The 19208-nt window shown below is 63.7% G+C and carries 13 protein-coding genes, 1 tRNA gene and 3 rRNA genes; 16 read left to right on the forward strand and 1 reads right to left on the reverse strand.

Annotated elements, in window-relative coordinates:
• Nucleotide 1 precedes the first annotated feature (1 nt).
• From proC to HNR24_RS11875, 6 genes are all read left to right on the forward strand, one after another.
• The gene (gene proC / locus HNR24_RS11850) at nt 2-883 is read left to right on the forward strand and encodes a pyrroline-5-carboxylate reductase (protein WP_182495886.1); all 882 of its coding nucleotides are present in this window, start codon (nt 2-4) and stop codon (nt 881-883) included.
• Complete coding sequence (locus HNR24_RS11855; RefSeq protein ID WP_058889608.1) at nt 861-2270, forward strand: TrkH family potassium uptake protein; 1410 nt, start codon at nt 861-863, stop codon at nt 2268-2270. Before proC ends, HNR24_RS11855 begins: the two co-directional genes overlap by 23 nt.
• 146 nt (nt 2271-2416) lie before the next feature.
• On the forward strand, nt 2417-3088 hold the full coding sequence (locus HNR24_RS11860; RefSeq protein WP_058889609.1) for a potassium channel family protein: 672 nt from the start codon (nt 2417-2419) through the stop codon (nt 3086-3088).
• Between the two features lie 50 nt (nt 3089-3138).
• Nucleotides 3139-4284 carry an acetoin utilization protein AcuC gene (locus HNR24_RS11865; protein ID WP_375139292.1) on the forward strand — a complete coding sequence of 382 codons (1146 nt, stop codon included), beginning with the start codon at nt 3139-3141 and terminating at the stop codon, nt 4282-4284.
• 100 nt (nt 4285-4384) lie between these two features.
• Nucleotides 4385-4483, forward strand: coding sequence for a 30S ribosomal protein bS22 (locus tag HNR24_RS11870; protein ID WP_081652675.1), 99 nt, complete (start codon nt 4385-4387; stop codon nt 4481-4483).
• Between the two features lie 93 nt (nt 4484-4576).
• A complete protein-coding gene (locus tag HNR24_RS11875; RefSeq protein WP_058889610.1) occupies nt 4577-4837 on the forward strand; it encodes a glutaredoxin family protein in 261 nt (86 codons plus the stop codon).
• Between the two features lie 73 nt (nt 4838-4910).
• On the opposite strand, the gene HNR24_RS11880 is transcribed toward HNR24_RS11875, so the two are convergent.
• The gene (locus tag HNR24_RS11880) at nt 4911-5471 is read right to left on the reverse strand and encodes a hypothetical protein (protein WP_058889611.1); all 561 of its coding nucleotides are present in this window, start codon (nt 5469-5471) and stop codon (nt 4911-4913) included.
• A gap of 271 nt (nt 5472-5742) precedes the next feature.
• On the opposite strand from HNR24_RS11880, the gene HNR24_RS11885 reads away from it, so the two are divergent.
• From HNR24_RS11885 to HNR24_RS11930, 10 genes are all read left to right on the forward strand, one after another.
• Entirely contained in the window at nt 5743-6261 is a 519-nt protein-coding gene (locus tag HNR24_RS11885; protein WP_058889612.1) for a CarD family transcriptional regulator, read from the forward strand.
• Nucleotides 6262-6326: 65 nt separating this feature from the next.
• A complete protein-coding gene (gene ispF / locus HNR24_RS11890) occupies nt 6327-7715 on the forward strand; it encodes a 2-C-methyl-D-erythritol 2,4-cyclodiphosphate synthase (protein ID WP_182495887.1) in 1389 nt (462 codons plus the stop codon).
• 4 nt (nt 7716-7719) lie between these two features.
• The gene (gene cysS, locus HNR24_RS11895; RefSeq protein ID WP_058889614.1) at nt 7720-9210 is read left to right on the forward strand and encodes a cysteine--tRNA ligase; all 1491 of its coding nucleotides are present in this window, start codon (nt 7720-7722) and stop codon (nt 9208-9210) included.
• 2 nt (nt 9211-9212) lie between these two features.
• The gene (gene rlmB / locus HNR24_RS11900; protein ID WP_058889615.1) at nt 9213-10205 is read left to right on the forward strand and encodes a 23S rRNA (guanosine(2251)-2'-O)-methyltransferase RlmB; all 993 of its coding nucleotides are present in this window, start codon (nt 9213-9215) and stop codon (nt 10203-10205) included.
• Nucleotides 10206-11669, forward strand: a complete 1464-nt coding sequence (locus HNR24_RS11905; protein ID WP_058889616.1) for a maltokinase N-terminal cap-like domain-containing protein — start codon at nt 10206-10208, stop codon at nt 11667-11669. It abuts the gene before it with no gap.
• A 749-nt stretch (nt 11670-12418) separates the two neighbouring features.
• Nucleotides 12419-13943, forward strand: a 16S ribosomal RNA gene (locus tag HNR24_RS11910).
• Nucleotides 13944-14401: 458 nt separating this feature from the next.
• Nucleotides 14402-17512 (forward strand): 23S ribosomal RNA (locus tag HNR24_RS11915).
• A gap of 309 nt (nt 17513-17821) precedes the next feature.
• A 5S ribosomal RNA gene (gene rrf / locus HNR24_RS11920) occupies nt 17822-17938 on the forward strand.
• Together the 16S, 23S and 5S rRNA genes with 1 tRNA gene alongside form the textbook arrangement of a ribosomal RNA operon.
• 156 nt (nt 17939-18094) lie before the next feature.
• A tRNA-Pro gene (locus HNR24_RS11925) sits at nt 18095-18171 on the forward strand.
• A gap of 336 nt (nt 18172-18507) precedes the next feature.
• On the forward strand, nt 18508-19197 hold the full coding sequence (locus tag HNR24_RS11930) for a hypothetical protein (RefSeq protein WP_058887665.1): 690 nt from the start codon (nt 18508-18510) through the stop codon (nt 19195-19197).
• The last annotated feature ends 11 nt before the right edge of the window (nt 19198-19208 follow it).

Below are 19208 nucleotides of genomic sequence, written 5' to 3' on the forward strand. Positions count from 1 at the left end.
GATGCCCACCAATACCAGCACCAGCACTCCCGCCGCGCCGCAGATCGCGATGCTCGGCCTGGGCTCCATGAACGGGGCGATCCTGGCGGGTCTGCTGGAGTCGACGGTGACCCCGGAGCAGGTCCAGGCCACGACCCGCAGCGCCGCCACCGCCGGGGAGCGCGCGGCCCACTATGGGATCCGGGTGCTCGCCGAGCAGGACGACGCCGAGGCCAACCGGCGCGCCGCCGCCGAGGCCGACATCGTCTTCCTCGGGGTCAAGCCGCACCGCATCCTCGATCTCGCCGCAGAGATCGCCGAGGCGCTGAAGCCGCAGGCCGTGGTGGTCTCCGTGGCGGCCGCGATCAGTGTCGAGATGCTCGAGGCCGCACTGCCCGCGGGTCAGCCGGTGATCCGGTCGATGCCGAACACCCCGCTCTCGGTGGGGCTCGGCGTGGTCGGGCTGGTCCCGGGCAGCCACGTCAGCCCAGCAGACACCGAGACGGTGGCTGAGCTGCTCGGTGCCAGCGGTGCGGTGCATGTCATCGAAGAGTCGCAGATCGACGCGCTCACCGGGATCTCCGGCTCCGGGCCCGCCTATGCCTTCTACCTCGCTGAACAGATGGCGCGGGCCGGGGAGGAGCTGGGACTGGATCCGGCGCTGGCCGCGGATCTGGCCGCCCAGACCATCTACGGAGCCGGAAAGATGCTGGTGCAGCACCAGTCAGCCGGCACCGCCGACGCCGCGGGGCTGCGCCAGGCGGTCTGCTCACCGAACGGGACCACCGAGCGCGCCATCGACGCCTTCGACGAGCACGGGCTGCCTGCGGCCGTCCGCGCCGCCGTCAACGCCAGCGCGCGCCGCTCGGCGGAGATCACCGATGAGCTCCGCAGCGCAGACTGAGTCCGGCACGGGCCGCCGGACCGGGCCCTGGACCTATCTGAAGCGGTGGCTCGGGCGACTCACCGGAACCTCGCCGGCGCGAGCGGCCATGCTGATCTTCGGGGTGACCATCGCCGTGTTCGCCTCGCTGCTGAACATGCCCTGGGCCACCGCCTCGGGCTCCTCGGCGACCTTCCACGATGCGCTCTTCGTGGCCACCTCTGCGGTGACCGTCACCGGGCTCACCCCGGTGAACACCGCTGAGCACTGGTCCTTCGCCGGTGAGCTGGTGATCCTGATCGGGATCCAGGTCGGCGGCCTGGGCATCATCACCATCGCAGCGCTGCTGGCGATCTCGGTGACCCGCAACCTCGGGCTGCGGACCCGGCTGGTGGCCCAGGAGGGCGGCATCTCCACCGGATCGATGGGGGAGACCGGCCAGGTCATCCGAACCGTCGTGATCTGCTCCGCGGTGGTGGAGGCGCTGCTGATGCTGGTGCTGATTCCGCGCTTCATCCAGATCAACGGAGACATCTCCAGCGGTGTCTGGGACGGCACCTTCTACGCCATCTCCGCATTCAACAACGCCGGCTTCGTGGCGCACGCCGAGGGCTTCGCCGGCTTCGGCAACGACCCGGTGGTCATCTGGACCATCATGGTCGGGGTCTTCCTGGGCAGCCTGGGCTTCCCGGTGCTCTTCATGCTCTGGACCAACCGCTGGCACGTCCGGCGCTGGAACCTGCACACCAAGCTGACCCTGGAGGTGACGCTGCTGCTCATGGTGATCGGCGCGGTGCTCTACGGGGTCATGGAATGGTCCAACAGCTCCACCATCGGCGATATGAGCGTCGCGGAGAAGCTGCAGAACTCGCTCTTCGCCTCGGTGAACATGCGCTCCGGAGGGTTCTCGGTGGTCGAGTCGAACCTGCAGAACTCCGAGACCATGCTGATCTCAGACGCGCTGATGTTCGCCGGCGGCGGGTCCGCCTCCACCGCCGGAGGCATCAAGGTCACCACCATCGCGGTGATCTGGCTGGCATTCCTGGCCGAGGCCCGCGGCGACACCGAGTCCACCGCACACGGACGCACCATCCCACCCTCGGCGGTGCGGGTGGCTGTCTCGGTGGTGGCCATGGGTGCGACCCTGGTGCTGATCTCCACCGTCTGGCTGATGTACATCACCGGACTCGACATGGGACGCCCGCTCTATGAGTCGGTCTCCGCCTTCGCCACCGTGGGTCTCACCAGCGGGCTCACCGAGGACCTGCCGCCGGAGGGGCTCTACGTGCTCGCCGCGCTGATGTTCGCCGGCCGCGTCGGGATCATCACCTTCGCCGCCTCGCTGACCGTGCGTCAGCGCAGCCGGGTCCGCTACCGCTACCCCGAGGGTCGTCCGATGATCGGCTGAGGTCCCCCTGGAATCCGGGCGGATCCCCGGAAGCGGGGCGTCTTCCCGGTGCCGCCGGGGTGAGTCCGGGGGTTTACCCTGGAGTCAGCACTTCAAGACTCGGCTCCGCAGGGCCGAGCAGCCTCTTCGCGGAAAAGGACGCATTCGTGGCCAAGCTGAACCCCCAGAGCAACAAGCCGGTCCTGGTCGTGGGCCTCGGCCGCTTCGGCATCGCCTTGAGCAACCAGCTCGTGAGCCAGAACAAGGAAGTTCTCGCCGTGGAGCGGGACCGCAGCCTGGTCCAGAAGTACGCCGACATGCTCACCCATGTGGTCGAGGCCGATGCCACCGATATCGAGGCGCTGCGTCAGGTCGGTGCCCAGGAGTTCGACTCCGCCGTCGTCGGCGTCGGCACCTCCATCGAATCCTCGGTGCTGATCGCCGCGAACCTGGTCGATCTGGGGGTGAGCCAGGTCTGGGCCAAGGCGATCAATCCGACCCACGGCAAGATCCTCACCCGGATCGGGTGCCACCATGTGATCTACCCGGAGCATGACGCCGGGGTCCGCGCCGCGCACCTGGTCTCGGGTCAGATGCTGGACTTCATCAAGTTCGACGACGACTTCGCGATCGTGAAGATGCGCCCGCCGCGCGAGCTGCACGGGAAGACCATCGACCAGTGCCAGCCCCGGCGCCGGCACAAGGTCAACGTGGTGGGTGTGAAGTCACCGGGAAAGGACTTCGTCTACGCCCAGCCCGACACCCTGGTCTCCGCAGGAGACACCATCATCGTCTCCGGAGACGTCTCCCAGCTGGAGTATTTCGCCGACCACGCCTGAGGAGGCCACCCGTGGGAGAACTTCCTGTCGCTCTCGTATGGGACGAGGCGCTGCTCGAGTACCGCTTCAACTCCGACCACCCCATGGATCCGGTGCGGCTGGACCTCACCGCCCGGCTGTGCCGGGAGTTCGGCCTCTTCGACGGCGCGCACGTGCAGCGCCTGGAGACCGGGATCGCCTCGGACGCCGTGCTGGGCACGGTGCACTCGGGCGACTACGTCAGCGCCGTGAAGAACGCCGCCGAGCGCGGGCACGCCTCGGAAGATCACGGTCTCGGCACCGAGGACACCCCGGTGTTCAGCGAGATCCATCTCGGTGCGGCCCGCATCGTCGACGGCACCCGGCAGTGCGCCCAGGCGCTGGTGGAGGGATCCGCGGTGCGTGCGCTGAACTTCGCCGGAGGGATGCATCATGCCGCGAGATCCCGGGCGGGTGGCTTCTGCGTCTATAACGACTCCGCGGTGGCCATCGCGCTGCTGCTCGAGCAGGGCACCCGCCGAGTGGTCTACATCGATGTGGACGCCCATCACGGCGACGGCACGCAGGACATCTTCTACGACGATCCCCGCGTGATGACCATCTCGATCCATCAGACCGGGGTTGCGCTCTACCCGGGCACCGGGTTCCCCAACGAGACCGGAGGGCCCGGCGCCGAGGGCTCCGCCGTGAACATCGCGCTGCCGGAGAACACCGGCGACGCCGGCTGGCTGCGCGCCTTCCACGCGGTCATCCCGCAGCTGGTGGCGGCCTTCGAGCCCGAGGTCATCGTCTCCCAGCACGGCTGCGACTCGCACCGCGATGACCCGCTGTCTGATCTGCAGCTCAGCGTGGACGCGCAGCGGCAGAGCGCGCTGGACATCGCCCACCTCGCCGATGAGCACTGCGAAGGGCGCTGGATCGCCACCGGCGGCGGCGGCTACGCCGTGCACACCGTGGTCCCGCGCAGCTGGACCCATCTGACCAGTGTGATCGTGGGGGCGCCGCTCTCCCTGAAGACCCCGGTGCCGGGGTCCTGGCGGGACTATGTGCGTGAGCGCTACCAGGTGCTCATACCGGAGACCATGGGCGACGACGCCGAGCTGTGGTGGCGCTCCTGGGAGCTCGGCTACGACCCATCCGATGCCGTGGATCGCGCGGTGATGCAGACCCGCAAGGAGATCTTCCCGCTCTACGGCCTCGACCCCTGGTTCGACTGATCCTGGGCGGATCCGCCGATTCTGTGCCAGCAGGGCGTTGCGGCTACACTGTTCCGAGACCTTTTTCTCGTTGTTTACCTACAGACAAGGACTGCACCCCATGGGCTCAGTGATCAAGAAGCGCCGCAAGCGCATGGCGAAGAAGAAGCACCGCAAACGTCTGCGGAAGACTCGTCACCAGCGCCGCAACAAGAAATAAGACTTCTTGGACGCGTGAAGAAACCCCGGCAGCCCACAGGCGGCCGGGGTTTCTTCGTCGGATCAGGAAACCACCGAGAGGGGAGGACCCGTCATGGGTCACACGGTCGAGGTCGAGGTGCTCACCAAGCAGGGCTGCCACCTCTGCGAAGAGGCTGTGGCGGTCACCCGCGAAGCCTGCGCGGAGTTCTCCGTGACATTCATCGAACACGACATCACCGAGGACGCGACGCTGCTGGCCAGCTTCGCCGAGGAGATCCCGGTGCTGCGCATCGATGGGCGGGTCAGGGACTTCTGGCGCATCGACCCGCAGCGTCTGCGACGGCTGCTCCGAGAGGCCACTGCGGGGTCCTGAGGACAATCAGCCCCCGGACACGAAGAAGGACCCACCTCATCGTGAAGTGGGTCCTTCTTCGTGTCACTGAGCCTCAGTGGCCCTCGTCGTCTGGATCGTGGTGCGCTGCGCCGCTGCCCCAGGTGTCCGGACCATGCACGAGGTGCTCGGCCATGGACTCGTCGAAGCCGTTGGGGAGCAGGTGCCGGTACTCCGGGAGGACCCCGTCGAAGACCGAGGCCATGATCTGCTCGGACTCGCCGTCCACGCTGACGGTGATCTCATGCATCTCGCCGGGATCGCCCTGGAAGGACTCCACGACGAGCTCCTCGTCGAGCTCCAGGGAGACCTTCTCGCCGGCCGGAAGCGTCGCGGAGAAGCTCTCGCCGTCGACGTCGAGCTCCACCTCGACGTCCTCGGCGCCGCTGTTGATGATCGAGCCCATCGCCCGGGCGGGGTTGCCGGCCTCGTCGGTGACGAAGGCCATGTGGCGGAACTGCACGTTCTCGACGTCGGCGCGGGTGCCGTCGGAGGCGGCGTACTGCTGAGTGGTGGCTTGGTAGTTGACGGCGCTGCAGCCGCTGGCGCCCAGGAGCGCGGCAGCTGCCACAGAGACCGCTGCCAGGCGGCGGGTCTTATCGGCTGAGAACTTCACGGGGAGAGTCTCCTCACGGGCTTGGGGCGATGCAGATCAGCTCCAGGGTACGCGGTGTCGGTGCCCGGAGATCGGTGTGCGTCGCAGATGTCGTCCACGTCAGCGCGGAAATCCTCGCCTTCGTGTCGGTCTGAACTGAGCACAATTCTACAGGATGTCGAAATCAGATGGCGGCGAACCCTATGTGGTGACGGCGCAGGCGCCCCGGTGCGACACGCGGAGCCGATTGTGACGCGTGATAAACTTGAGGTCGGGAAAGGGGAATCATTACATGAATTTTGAGGTCGGCGAGACGGTCGTATACCCACACCACGGTGCGGCGACGATTGAAGAAGTGAAGACCCGCACCATTCGCGGCGAGGAGAAGATGTACCTCAAGCTCAGGGTCTCCCAGGGAGACCTGACCATCGAGGTGCCAGCAGACAACGTGGACCTGGTCGGTGTGCGTGATGTCGTCGGTGCAGAAGGTCTGGAGCACGTCTTCGACGTGCTGCGTGCCGAGTACACCGAGGAGCCCACCAACTGGTCGCGCCGGTACAAGGCGAACCTTGAGAAGCTCGCCTCCGGCGATGTGAACAAGGTGGCCGAAGTAGTGCGTGACCTGTGGCGGCGCGAGAACGATCGCGGTCTCTCCGCCGGGGAGAAGCGCATGCTGGCCAAGGCCCGGCAGATCCTGGTCTCTGAGCTGGCGCTGGCGAAGAAGCTCGACGAGGAGGACGCCGCAAAGCTCCTCGACGAGATCCTTGATCAGGCCCCGACGGCTGCAGAGCCCGAGAAGGTCGCCGAGTAGATATGAGCCAGGTGGGACCACAGGTCGCACCGGCAGCCAGGGAAGCTCCTCAGGGAGCCCCGTCGATGAATCGCCCGGACGCCGGGACAGGGACACCTGTCGCAGCGCGCCGGGCGATCATCGTTGTGGCCGCCGGCAGCGGAGAGCGGCTTGGCCGCGGCATACCGAAAGCCTGCGTGGAACTGGCGGGACGCCCGATCCTCGCCCATGTGATGCAGCGCCTCCAGGAACTCACCCAGGGCCCCATGAACCGAGGCGGGACGGCTCCAGGCCCGGAGACTCCAGACCCAGAGGCTCCGGGCCTGGACGCCGTGGTGCTCGTGCTGCCTGCGGATAGGAGCAGCGTCGAGACGCTCACCGCCGTGGGGGAGCAGTTCCGCACCGCCACGGGGGTCCCTGTCCACGTCACCCGGGGCGGCGCCAGCAGATCCTCCTCGGTGCGCGCCGGAGTCCATGAGCTGCTGCGCGCGGCAGCGGGCACGTGGGATCCTGCGTCCACCTCGGTGCTGATCCAGGACGCCGCCCGGGCGATGACCCCGGCGGGCGTCTATGAGACGGTGTTCGCCGCCGTGGAGGCAGGCGCCCCCGCCGTCGTCCCGGCTCTGCGGGTCACCGACACCATCAAGCGGGTGCACACCGAGCCTGGCGAGTCCACCGGTGCGGAGACGGTCCTCGAGACGGTGCCGAGGTCCGAGCTGCGCGCGGTGCAGACCCCGCAGGGCTTCACCCTTCAGCTGCTGCAGCGGGCCTTCGACTTCATCGGAGACCTCCCGGACGCCCAGGCGGAGACGCTGACCGATGAGGCCATGATCGCTGAGGCCATGGGAGTCGAGGTCGCTGTGGTGCCTGGTTCCGAGCAGGCCGTGAAGATCACCAGCCCTTCCGATCTCGCGGCGGCCGAGTCGCTGATCCAGACCACCGGCGCCTCGGCCCAGCCGGTGCTCCCGCGGGTGGGGATCGGGCACGACGTCCATGGCTTCGCCCCGGAGGACCAGCCGAGGGACCTCTGGCTGGCGGGGCTGTACTGGCCGGGCCAGCAGGGACTGACCGGACACTCCGACGGCGACGCCGTGGCCCACGCCTGCTGCGACGCGCTGTTCAGCGCCGCTGGCCTGGGCGATCTCGGCGTGCACTTCGGGGCAGACACCATCGGCACCGCCCGCCCGGAGCTCGAAGGCGCCTCGGGGGCGCAGCTGCTGGCCGAGGCCGCGCGCATCCTGGCCCGGGAGGGCTTCGGCATCGGCTCGATCGCGGTGCAGTTTGTGGGGCAGCGCCCCAAGTTCGGCCCGCGCCGAGCTGAGGCGCAGCAGGTGCTCAGCGCCGCGGCAGGAGCGCCGGTCGCGATCAGCGCCACGACCTCGGACGGACTGGGCTTCACCGGGCGCGGCGAGGGCATCCTGGCCACCGCCACCGCTGTGGTCTACACGCTGCGAACCGAGGACCGGATAGGCTGAGCGCGTGGGACTGCGACTCTATGACACCAAGACGGCGACCGTGCGGGATTTCGAGCCCCTGGAACCGGGACGGGTGTCCCTGTACTACTGCGGCGCCACCGTCCAGGGGCGTCCCCACGTCGGGCACGTGCGATCAGCGGTGGCCTTCGACATTCTGATCCGTTGGCTCGAACACAGCGGCTTCGATGTGCTCAGCGTCCGCAACGTCACCGACATCGACGACAAGATCCTGGAGAAGTCGGCCCAGTCCCACCTGCCAGAACATGCCGCGACCCCGGACTACCCGGCGCAGGAGCCCTGGTTCGCCCTGGCGTACCGCTTCGAGCAGGCGTTTCATCAGGCCTATGACGCGCTCGGAGTAAAGCGCCCACGCTACGAGCCGCGTGCGACCGGGCATATGACCGAGATGTTCGCGCTGATCCAGCGGCTGATCGACGCCGGGCATGCCTACCCGGCCCAAGACGGCTCCGGCGACGTGTACTTCGATGTCCGCTCCTGGCCCCGCTATGGGGAGCTGACCCATCAGCGGGCCGAGGACATGCAGGACGCGGCCGACGCCGACGCACGGGGCAAGCGCGATCCCCGCGACTTCGCACTGTGGAAGGGCCACAAGTCCAGCGACCCGGTGACCGCCCGTTGGGACGCGCCCTGGGGCGCCGGGCGTCCCGGTTGGCACGTGGAGTGCTCCGCGATGGCGACCAAGTACCTCGGCAGCCGCTTCGACATCCATGGTGGCGGCCTGGACCTGCGCTTCCCGCACCACGAGAACGAGCTGGCGCAGTCCGCGGCCGCGGGCGACGATTTCGCACGCTTCTGGCTGCACAACGGGATGGTCACCTACGCCGGAGAGAAGATGTCCAAGTCCCTGGGCAACACCATCGCACCGGAGGAGATGCTCGCCGCGGCCCGACCGCGCGCAGTGCGCTACTTCCTGGGGCAGGCGCACTACCGCTCCCAGCTGGACTACCGACCCACCTCCCTGCAGGAGGCCCAGTCAGCGGTCGAACGGGTCGAGACCTTCCTGGCTCGTGCCCAGCGCAGCCTCGGAGACCAGGACCTGGGCGGTGGTCAGACCGTGCCCGAGGCCTTTGCCGCGGCGATGAACGACGACCTCAACGTTCCCCAGGCGCTGGCGGTGCTGCATGAGAGTGTGCGGGCCGGCAACACCGCGCTCGACGCCGGGGACACCGAAGCTATGACCCGCAGCGCGGCAGCCGTGAGCACCATGATGCGGGTGCTCGGACTCAGCGATGTCCCCGAAGCCGGGGAGTCGGGCAGCTCTGAGGCCGAAGAGTCTCTGGCTGAGCTGGTCGAGGCGCTGCTCAATGAGCGTGTGCAGGCGAAGTCCGCCAAGGACTACGCCCGCGCCGACGCTCTGCGCGACCGGCTCACCGATGCCGGGATCGCGCTGGAAGACTCCAAAGATGGAACCCGCTGGGCGCTTGCCCGGACGGGTTCGACCACCAGCCCCGCCACTGGGGCGAGGAAAGGCTGATCATGGCAAGAGATTCACGGCCCAAGTCGGCCGCGATCCGACGAGAGAAGAAGGGCCCCCAGACCGGGTCCGGCGGTCAGGGGCGGCGCGCGCTGCGCGGCAAGGGCCCCACGCCGAAGGCCGAGGACCGGGTGTATCACAAGGCGCACCGGCAGAAGATGCTCGCCGAACGGGCGGCCACCAAGTCCAGCAGCAACTCACCGCGCCAGCGCGGCTCCGGGTTCGGCGCCGAGGACATGGTCGCCGGACGCAACTCGGTGCTCGAGGCGCTGCGCGAACGAGTCCCTGCCAAGGAACTCCACGTCGCCACGGACGTCGAGTCCGACGGTCGGGTCCGCGAGGCTCTGCAGTTCGCCGCCGAGGCCGGTGTGCGGGTCCGCGAGGTCACTCGCCGCCACCTCGACAACGCCACCGGGGGAGCGGTCCACCAGGGACTCGCGCTGCTGCTGGAGCCCTATGACTACCTCGACGCGCTGGATCTGGCCGAGGACGAGCTGGAACGCGCGGCCAAGGGACACATCGCCCACCAGCCGCTGTTCCTGGCGTGCGACTCGATCACCGATCCGCGCAACCTGGGCGCGATGCTGCGCGCCGCCTCCGCATTCGGCGCCCACGGGGTGCTGATCCCGGAACGGCGCAGCGCCGGGGTGACCGCCACGACCTGGAAGACCTCTGCGGGAGCCGCGGCACGGATCCCCGTGGCACGGGCGAAGAACCTCACCCAGACGCTGAAGGAGGCGAAGCAGCTCGGATACTTCGTGCTCGGCCTCGACGGCGGGGGCGATATCTCGCTCCAAGACATCGAACTCGCCCAGGAGCCGGTGATCATCGTGGTCGGCTCCGAAGGCAAGGGACTCTCTCGCCTGGTCCGTGAGACCTGCGACCAGATCGTCTCCATCCCGATCACCTCGGCCACCGAGTCGCTGAACGCCTCCATGGCGGTGGGCATCAGCCTCTACGAGATCGCGATGCGGCGCCAGGGGGCTCAGCGGTAGATGCGCAGCTTCCGAGGCGAGGAGCAGCCAGGGTTCCTGGATCTGGTGGGGACCTGGCTGTCCCAGCAGTCCTGGTTCAAGGCTGCACCAGGTCGCCGCGTGATCACCCGCGTCGGTGGTCTGCGGCTTCCCGCCCCGGAGGGTGAGCCCGACCAGAGGGTGCACCTGGAGCTGCATGTCTTTCTGGTGGAGCACGCCGCCGGCCAGGAGCGGCTCGCGGTGCCGATGGCGCTGCGCAGCAGGCCCTCCGCGCTGGCCGGTAAGGCCGCATTCATCGGTCGCCTTCGCGCAGCTGATGGAGACCTCTGGGTCTACGACGGCGCACACGATCGTGCCTTCCTGGCAGCCATCCACGAGATGGTCCGCCGCGGACAGGGCAGCCGCAATGGGCGCTCCCGCGGCCAGGCCTTCGAGGACTTCGCCGACTGGCCCGCCTTCAGCGCCACCTTGCAGCGCACGGTGCTCGAGCCGCCCACCGCAGCGATGACTCGCACTGCGATCACCCTCGAGGCCGGCACCGGGCAGGACCAGCGCACCATCATCGACTTCCCCCGCAGACCAGATCAGCGCTCCGGTGCCCTGGACACCGTGGTGCGGATGGGACGCACGGGCAGCCGCACGGTCTCTCGCGTTCTGGGAGTGGTCACTGGAACCTGGCCCGAGGCGGACTCCGAAGCGGCGGAGCAGCCGTGGGTCTCCTGTGACCTCGGCGTCATCCGTGAAGCCTCTCTTGGTGCCCCGGCTGCCTCGGCCCAGGTGGATGCCGCGCTGCTCGAAGCATCGGACTTCCAGAGCGAAGCTGAACAGATCGGGCGCACCCTCGGGAACTTCCACGCTGATCTGGCCGGGACCTTCGGGGCCTATCCGCAGACGGATCAGCAGCGCATGAACACGATCGACCAGGCCGTGGCAGCGCTGGAGCACAGCTGGTCCCAGGTGCACACGACCCTCGAGGAATCCGAAGCCGATGTGCTGGGTGCGACAGTAGACCGTCTGATCACCCAGCTTCGCGAGACCGATCAGGCGATGAGCCTGCAGAAGATCCACGGCGCACTGAACCTGGAGCGCATCCGGGCCGCCGGCCCCGAAGGTCCCTGGATCATTGACGAGCAGGGCGGTATGTCGGACCACGCTTTGCCGCTTCGCGACGTTGTCGCCGTGCTGATCTCCATCGCGGAGCTCACGATGCAGCGGATGACCACGGAATCACCACCGGAATCAACACCGGCATCGGCACAGACACCGAGATCGGCGCAGGCCGATGTGTCGGAGCTGGACGGCGAACTCTGGTGCGAGCAGGTGACCACCGCTCTGCTGCAGGGATACCGACACAGCGACGCTGCCGAGGCGGGTCTGGACTCGACCCTGTTCCACGCCGCGGTGCTCACCGAGGCGCTGGACCTGGTGCAGCGCAGCGAGGGTCGATGGATATTCGGTCGTTCCCTGGCGTTGAACCCCGAGTGAACCCCCAGTTCACGGGGATCCAGGGGTGTGACCGAGGTCGCAGCGGATCTGGTTTGCGCGCTGGTCTGAGCGTGTGTAAAGTTCTATCTCGTGCTCACGGGGGCACAGCGGAAAGCCGAGAGGCGGACCGGCTGGAACTCGGAGCGGATTTGATAACCACATAGCTTCACCCCCACCAGTGAGTTCCTCGCTTCGGCGGCCTGGGTTTTCGGACCAATCAGGCCCCACGCCAGCGAAGGGAAACCACTGATCAGGGGGTTCTCGTTCTACTGTTTTTATGGTGTTCATCTGGTGTTGACCTCGAGTTGACGCCAGCGAGGATCACGACGTAGAGTTGAGAACCGCGCAGACGACGAGCACCACGGTCTGGCAGACAGCGAATCTTCGCTGCAGCCGCGTGATGCGGATCGAGTCAGTCAACACGGTGGAAACGCCGAATTGACGATGCGGAAGCTTGTTGGTAAGCTTACAAAGTTGCTTCGGAGCGATTCAGGAAAACATAACTCCTGATGGTGCCGGTAGCGGTTGTTGTTTGAGAACTCAATAGTGTGCCAAGTTTGTTGATACCAAATTATTTATTTGGTTATAACAGTGACATTACCACCCCCGTGGTAGTGATCGCAAATTTAGCCAAGGATTCATTAAACAGGTGTCTGTGGCTGGTGATGAACGGATCGTGAGGGCCTTGTTTTTCTGGCAGGGTCTGGTCTGTTTGTTGTTGGTTGTGGATGCTTTCTCTTATTAATTTTTTAATGGAGAGTTTGATCCTGGCTCAGGATGAACGCTGGCGGCGTGCTTAACACATGCAAGTCGAACGATGAAGACCGTGCTTGCACGGTTGGATTAGTGGCGAACGGGTGAGTATCACGTGAGTAACCTTCCCTTAACTCTGGGATAAGCCCGGGAAACTGGGTCTAATACCGGATACGACCAGTCCTCGCATGGGGTGCTGGTGGAAAGATTTATCGGTTTTGGATGGACTCGCGGCCTATCAGCTTGTTGGTGAGGTAATGGCTCACCAAGGCGATGACGGGTAGCCGGCCTGAGAGGGTGACCGGCCACACTGGGACTGAGACACGGCCCAGACTCCTACGGGAGGCAGCAGTGGGGAATATTGCACAATGGGCGAAAGCCTGATGCAGCGACGCCGCGTGCGGGATGACGGCCTTCGGGTTGTAAACCGCTTTCAGCAGGGAAGAAGCGAAAGTGACGGTACCTGCAGAAGAAGCGCCGGCTAACTACGTGCCAGCAGCCGCGGTAATACGTAGGGCGCGAGCGTTATCCGGAATTATTGGGCGTAAAGAGCTCGTAGGCGGTTTGTCACGTCTGCTGTGAAAGCCCGGGGCTCAACCCCGGGTGTGCAGTGGGTACGGGCAGACTAGAGTGCAGTAGGGGAGACTGGAATTCCTGGTGTAGCGGTGAAATGCGCAGATATCAGGAGGAACACCGATGGCGAAGGCAGGTCTCTGGGCTGTTACTGACGCTGAGGAGCGAAAGCATGGGGAGCGAACAGGATTAGATACCCTGGTAGTCCATGCCGTAAACGTTGGGCACTAGGTGTGGGGAACATTCCACGTTTTCCGCGCCGTAGCTAACGCATTAAGTGCCCCGCCTGGGGAGTACGGCCGCAAGGCTAAAACTCAAAGGAATTGACGGGGGCCCGCACAAGCGGCGGAGCATGCGGATTAATTCGATGCAACGCGAAGAACCTTACCAAGGCTTGACATGGACCGGACCGCTGCAGAGATGCAGTTTCCCTTCGGGGTCGGTTCACAGGTGGTGCATGGTTGTCGTCAGCTCGTGTCGTGAGATGTTGGGTTAAGTCCCGCAACGAGCGCAACCCCTATCCTATGTTGCCAGCACGTGATGGTGGGGACTCATGGGAGACTGCCGGGGTCAACTCGGAGGAAGGTGGGGACGACGTCAAATCATCATGCCCCTTATGTCTTGGGCTTCACGCATGCTACAATGGCCGGTACAATGGGTTGCGATACTGTGAGGTGGAGCTAATCCCTAAAAGCCGGTCTCAGTTCGGATCGAAGTCTGCAACTCGACTTCGTGAAGTTGGAGTCGCTAGTAATCGCAGATCAGCAACGCTGCGGTGAATACGTTCCCGGGCCTTGTACACACCGCCCGTCAAGTCACGAAAGTGGGTAACACCCGAAGCCGGTGGCCTAACCCTTGTGGGGGGAGCCGTCGAAGGTGGGACTCGCGATTGGGACTAAGTCGTAACAAGGTAGCCGTACCGGAAGGTGCGGCTGGATCACCTCCTTTCTAAGGAGCTGGACCCGAGTCGGGTCCGCCACTTGATGTCACCGTTCGTGTGACTGGTGGTTTGCTCAAGGGTGGAATATCAACGAATCGTCATCATGGTCTTGGCGCTGGTTTCTCCGGTACACCTGATCCTCACCTTGTGTGGGGTTCGGGTTGGGAAGAGAGTCAGTGCCTGGTGGTCATGGTGCTTGGCACACTGTTGGGTCCTGAGACAACAATGGTTGTTTCATGATCTGGCCCTCGGCTTCAGGTAGCCGGCCCCGGTAAGTGGGGTTGGTGATGGTGGTGGGGGTTGTTGTTTGGGAACTGCATAGTGGACGCGAGCATCTTTGTTCTTAATTGAACGAAAGTACTCGAATCATGCTGGTCACACCGTGTGGTGTGGTCAGTGTTTTTTGTGTCAATTTTTAGTCGAGCACTTAATTTTGTGAGTGTCATCGCAGCTACTGTGATGATGGTCGTAAGTGTTTTAGGGCGCATGGTGAATGCCTTGGTAGTAGGAGCCGATGAAGGACGTGGGAATCTGCGATAAGCCTGGTGGAGTTGATAACCGAGCGTTGATACCAGGATTTCCGAATGGGGAAACCCCGCATGCTGTTGTGGTGTGTGACCACCGGTTGAATGTATAGACCGGTTGGAGGGAACGTCGGGAAGTGAAACATCTCAGTACCGACAGGAAGAGAAAACAATGTAGTGATTCTGTGAGTAGTGGCGAGCGAAAGCGGATGGGGCTAAACCGGTTGCGTGTGATACCTGGTAGGGGTTGCGTGGCCGGGGTTGTGGGACATCTCGTTGAGGATCTACCAGTCCTTGGGGTTGAGGTGCGGGCGTATAGACGAAGAAGGTTGAGTCCTTCGCCGTAGAGGGTGTGAGTCCCGTAGTCGTAATGCGTTCCGCCGGCCTGTAGATGTATCCCGAGTAGCACGAGGCTCGAGGAATCTTGTGTGAATCAGCCAGGACCACCTGGTAAGCCTAAATACTACCTACTAACCGATAGTGAATCAGTACCGTGAGGGAATGGTGAAAAGTACCCCGGGAGGGGAGTGAAATAGTACCTGAAACCATGTGCCTACAATCCGTCAAAGCATCCTTTAGGGGTGTGATGGCGTGCCTTTTGAAGAATGAGCCTGCGAGTTAGTGCTCAGTGGCGAGGTTAACCCGTGTGGGGAAGCCGTAGCGAAAGCGAGTCTGAATAGGGCGTTTTTAGTCGCTGGGTCTAGACCCGAAGCGGAGTGATCTACCCATGGCCAGGTTGAAGCGCGTGTAAGAGCGCGTGGAGGACCGAACCCACCTAGGTTGAAAACTGGGGGGATGAGCTGTGGGTAGGGGTGAAAGGCCAATCAAACTCCGTGATAGCTGGTTCTCCCCGAAATGCATTTAGGTGCAGCGTTGCGTGTTTCTTGCCGGAGGTAGAGCTACTGGATGGCCGATGGGCCCTACAAGGTTACTGACGTCAGCTAAACTCCGAATGCCGGTCAAGTCAGAGCGCAGCAGTGAGACTGTGGGGGATAAGCTTCATGGTCGAGAGGGAAACAGCCCAGACCACCAGTTAAGGTCCCTAAGCGTGTGCTAAGTGGGAAAGGATGTGGAGTTGCTTAGACAACCAGGAGGTTGGCTTAGAAGCAGCCACCCTTGAAAGAGTGCGTAATAGCTCACTGGTCAAGTGATTCCGCGCCGACAATTTAGCGGGGCTCAAGCACACCACCGAAACTGTGGCATTTAGTCCCTTGAGGATTAGATGGGTAGGGGAGCGTCGAACACTGCGGTGAAGCAGCAGCGTAAGCTCGTCTGTGGAGTGTGTTCGAGTGAGAATGCAGGCATGAGTAGCGAAAGACACGTGAGAAACGTGTCCGCCGAATGACTAAGGGTTCCAGGGTCAAGCTAATCTGCCCTGGGTTAGTCGGGACCTAAGGCGAGGCCGACAGGCGTAGTCGATGGACAACGGGTTGATATTCCCGTACCGGTATAAGACCGCCCATGGTGAACTGGTGATACTAACTGCCCGAATCGTGCTAGAGCGGTCCCCTTGTGGGATCGACGTGTACGAGGAGCGCAGGACCTGAACCGGGGAGCCAAGCGTATTAACAGGTGTGACGCAGGAAGGTAGCTGAGCCCAGCGATGGTTGTCTGGGTCTAAGAGTGTAGCCCGAGTCCTAGGCAAATCCGGGACTCGTTATAGGGGTGAGACTTGATGGGACTCCACTGTGTGGGGGATTCAGTGATCCTATGCTGCCAAGAAAAGCATCGGCGCGAGGGCTTGTACCGCCCGTACCCATAACCGACACAGGTGGTCAGGTAGAGAATACTAAGGCGATCGAGAGAACCACGGTTAAGGAACTCGGCAAAATACCCCCGTAACTTCGGGAGAAGGGGGACCACCCTGGTGATCCAGGCTTGCTTTGGTGAGCTGGTGGTGGTCGCAGAGACCAGGGGGAAGCGACTGTTTACTAAAAACACAGGTCCGTGCGAAGTCGTAAGACGATGTATACGGACTGACTCCTGCCCGGTGCTGGAAGGTTAAGAGGAAGGGTTAGTCCTTGTGGCGAAGCTCTGAATTTAAGCCCCAGTAAACGGCGGTGGTAACTATAACCATCCTAAGGTAGCGAAATTCCTTGTCGGGTAAGTTCCGACCTGCACGAATGGAGTAACGACTTCCCCGCTGTCTCAACCGTGGACTCGGCGAAATTGCACTACGAGTAAAGATGCTCGTTACGCGCAGCAGGACGGAAAGACCCCGAGACCTTTACTATAGCTTGGTATTGGTGTTTGACATCACTTGTGTAGGATAGGTGGGAGACTGTGAAGCGGCCACGCTAGTGGTTGTGGAGTCATCGTTGAAATACCACTCTGGTGTTGTTAGGCATCTAACTTCGGGCCCTGATCGGGTCCAGGGACAGTGCCTGGTGGGTAGTTTAACTGGGGCGGTTGCCTCCTAAAGAGTAACGGAGGCGCCCAAAGGTTCCCTCAGCCTGGTTGGCAATCAGGTGTCGAGTGTAAGTGCACAAGGGAGCTTGACTGTGAGAGCGGCAGCTCGAGCAGGAACGAAAGTTGGGACTAGTGATCCGGCGGCACCGTGTGGAAGGGCCGTCGCTCAACGGATAAAAGGTACCTCGGGGATAACAGGCTGATCCTGCCCAAGAGTCCATATCGACGGCATGGTTTGGCACCTCGATGTCGGCTCGTCGCATCCTGGGGCTGGAGTTGGTCCCAAGGGTTGGGCTGTTCGCCCATTAAAGCGGTACGCGAGCTGGGTTTAGAACGTCGTGAGACAGTTCGGTCCCTATCCGCTGCGCGCGCAGGAGATTTGAGAAGGTCTGTCCTTAGTACGAGAGGACCGGGACGGACGAACCTCTGGTGTGTCAGTTGTACTGCCAAGTGCACCGCTGATTAGCTACGTTCGGGATGGATAACCGCTGAAAGCATCTAAGTGGGAAGCCGGCTTCAAGATAAGATCTCCGTCACCTTTTGGTGTGAAGGCTCCCAGCTAGACTACTGGGTTGATAGGCCAGATGTGGAAGCGCAGCAATGCGTGAAGCTGACTGGTACTAATAAGCCGATCACTTACACCACACTTATCAGTGTGCTCGGTGAGTTTCATTGGAACACTGCGTGTTCGCGTCCACTAGGCGGTTCTCTGCCAACAACCCCACAACACCTGTGGCGTCCTCTCTTTTTGGGAGGGGCTGGTGGTGGTGTGGGTCAGGTCAGACCCCCCAGTTTGCTGGTTCCTCGAGTGAGGGGGGCTGGTGTGGGGGGATAAGTGAAGAGTGTTGTTGTGAGTTTAGGTTTACAACACCGGTGAGTACCCCACCACAAGGGCCCCTGTTCTGGGGTGCGTGTGGTGGTGTGGGAAAACAGTGACGGTGTTGTTCTAGAGTTACGGCGGTCATAGCGTGGGGGAAACGCCCGGTCCCATCCCGAACCCGGAAGCTAAGGCCCACTGCGCCGATGGTACTGCACACTGGAGTGTGTGGGAGAGTAGGTCGCCGCCGGACACTATTTAGTAGAGAGGGTTCAAGCCCGGTCCCCTGCGGGGGTCCGGGCTTGACCTGTACCCGGGGTGGTATTCGCCGTTTTGCTCAGCGGATGCCTTCCTGGATAGGATGACAGTCTGCGCCCTTGGACCATGAGGTCCTCGGAGCGTAGAATCACGGGGTGTGGCGCAGCTTGGTAGCGCGCGTCGTTCGGGACGACGAGGTCGCAGGTTCAAATCCTGTCACCCCGACCACTGATGAGATGGGCCGTGGATCTGCCGCCAGGCAGGACCCCGGCCCATCTTTGGGTTAACCATCCGATGCGTTCTCCGGGCCAGGTCCGCCGCTGCTCTACCAGCCAGGGTTCTTGACCGCCCAGAGTCGGTGATCGCCCAGGGTCGGTGATCGCCCAGGGTCGGTGATCGCCCAGGGTCGGTGATCGCCCAGGGTCGGTGATCGCCCAGGGTCGGTGACCTCCCAGAGCCGGGCAAGCCTGGCTCGCACAGGCCCTCATCCGGACCCTGGTGCCTGCCGCCAGGTCCGCCTCATGCCTCGTCCAGAGTCTGTCCATCGGCGGGCTATATCCTTGAGTGATACCCAGCAGCAGTGAGCAGGAGGTTCCCATCGGCTCTGAACTCTCGCGCGGCGAACCGCAGGGCACCGAAGCCCAGCGCCGCACGCACATCGCCCTGCCTCTCCTGGCGTTCCTGCTCGGCTTCGGGCTGATGCTGCTGGTCATGCTGCCCAATCTCTGGGCGATCCTCGCCGGCGCCATGGTCGGAGGAGCCGCCGCCGCGGGGACCTACGGGATCGTCGTCGGCAGTGCGCAGAGTCGACTGCGGCGCACCGAACAGATCAACGACGACCAGCAGCGACTGCACTCGCAGCTCACGCAGATCAGCGACACTGTGCGAAACCGGTCCGCGCAGCTGCCCCCCTCGACCAAGGGTCAGCTCCGGATGATGCTGGTGGGACTCGAGGAGATCGTGGATCGCTGGGACACTCTCTCGCGTTACCCCGAACACCAGGATGCGGTGAATCGCACGATCCAACGTCACCTGCCACGCACACTGGAGCTCTTTCTGGCTCTGCCCGACAGCGAGAAGCCGCAGCACGCCGCGGAGTTCAAGGCGCAGATCGCGCTGTTGGCTGAAGGTGTGGCCAAGACCCGAGACACCCTGGTTTCCAAGAACCTCCAGGCGCTGCAGACCAACCGCTGGCTGATCGAGGAGTCCCTGACGGACCCGGACGAGAAGCTCTTCCGCGACAACGGCCTGTAGCTGCTCACTGC

It is taken from the genome of Nesterenkonia sandarakina (genome assembly GCF_014138825.1).
In the GTDB taxonomy this organism is placed as follows: domain Bacteria; phylum Actinomycetota; class Actinomycetes; order Actinomycetales; family Micrococcaceae; genus Nesterenkonia; species Nesterenkonia sandarakina.

Excerpts from the sequence above, each read along its gene's own strand:
- proC (WP_182495886.1), top strand. The coding sequence starts at position 2 with ATGCCCACCAATACCAGCACCAGCACTCCCGCCGCGCCGCAGATCGCG.
- HNR24_RS11855 (WP_058889608.1), top strand. The coding sequence starts at position 861 with ATGAGCTCCGCAGCGCAGACTGAGTCCGGCACGGGCCGCCGGACCGGG.
- HNR24_RS11870 (WP_081652675.1), top strand. The coding sequence starts at position 4,385 with ATGGGCTCAGTGATCAAGAAGCGCCGCAAGCGCATGGCGAAGAAGAAG.
- HNR24_RS11875 (WP_058889610.1), top strand. The coding sequence starts at position 4,577 with ATGGGTCACACGGTCGAGGTCGAGGTGCTCACCAAGCAGGGCTGCCAC.
- HNR24_RS11885 (WP_058889612.1), top strand. The coding sequence starts at position 5,743 with ATGAATTTTGAGGTCGGCGAGACGGTCGTATACCCACACCACGGTGCG.
- ispF (WP_182495887.1), top strand. The coding sequence starts at position 6,327 with ATGAATCGCCCGGACGCCGGGACAGGGACACCTGTCGCAGCGCGCCGG.
- rlmB (WP_058889615.1), top strand. The coding sequence starts at position 9,213 with ATGGCAAGAGATTCACGGCCCAAGTCGGCCGCGATCCGACGAGAGAAG.
- HNR24_RS11905 (WP_058889616.1), top strand. The coding sequence starts at position 10,206 with ATGCGCAGCTTCCGAGGCGAGGAGCAGCCAGGGTTCCTGGATCTGGTG.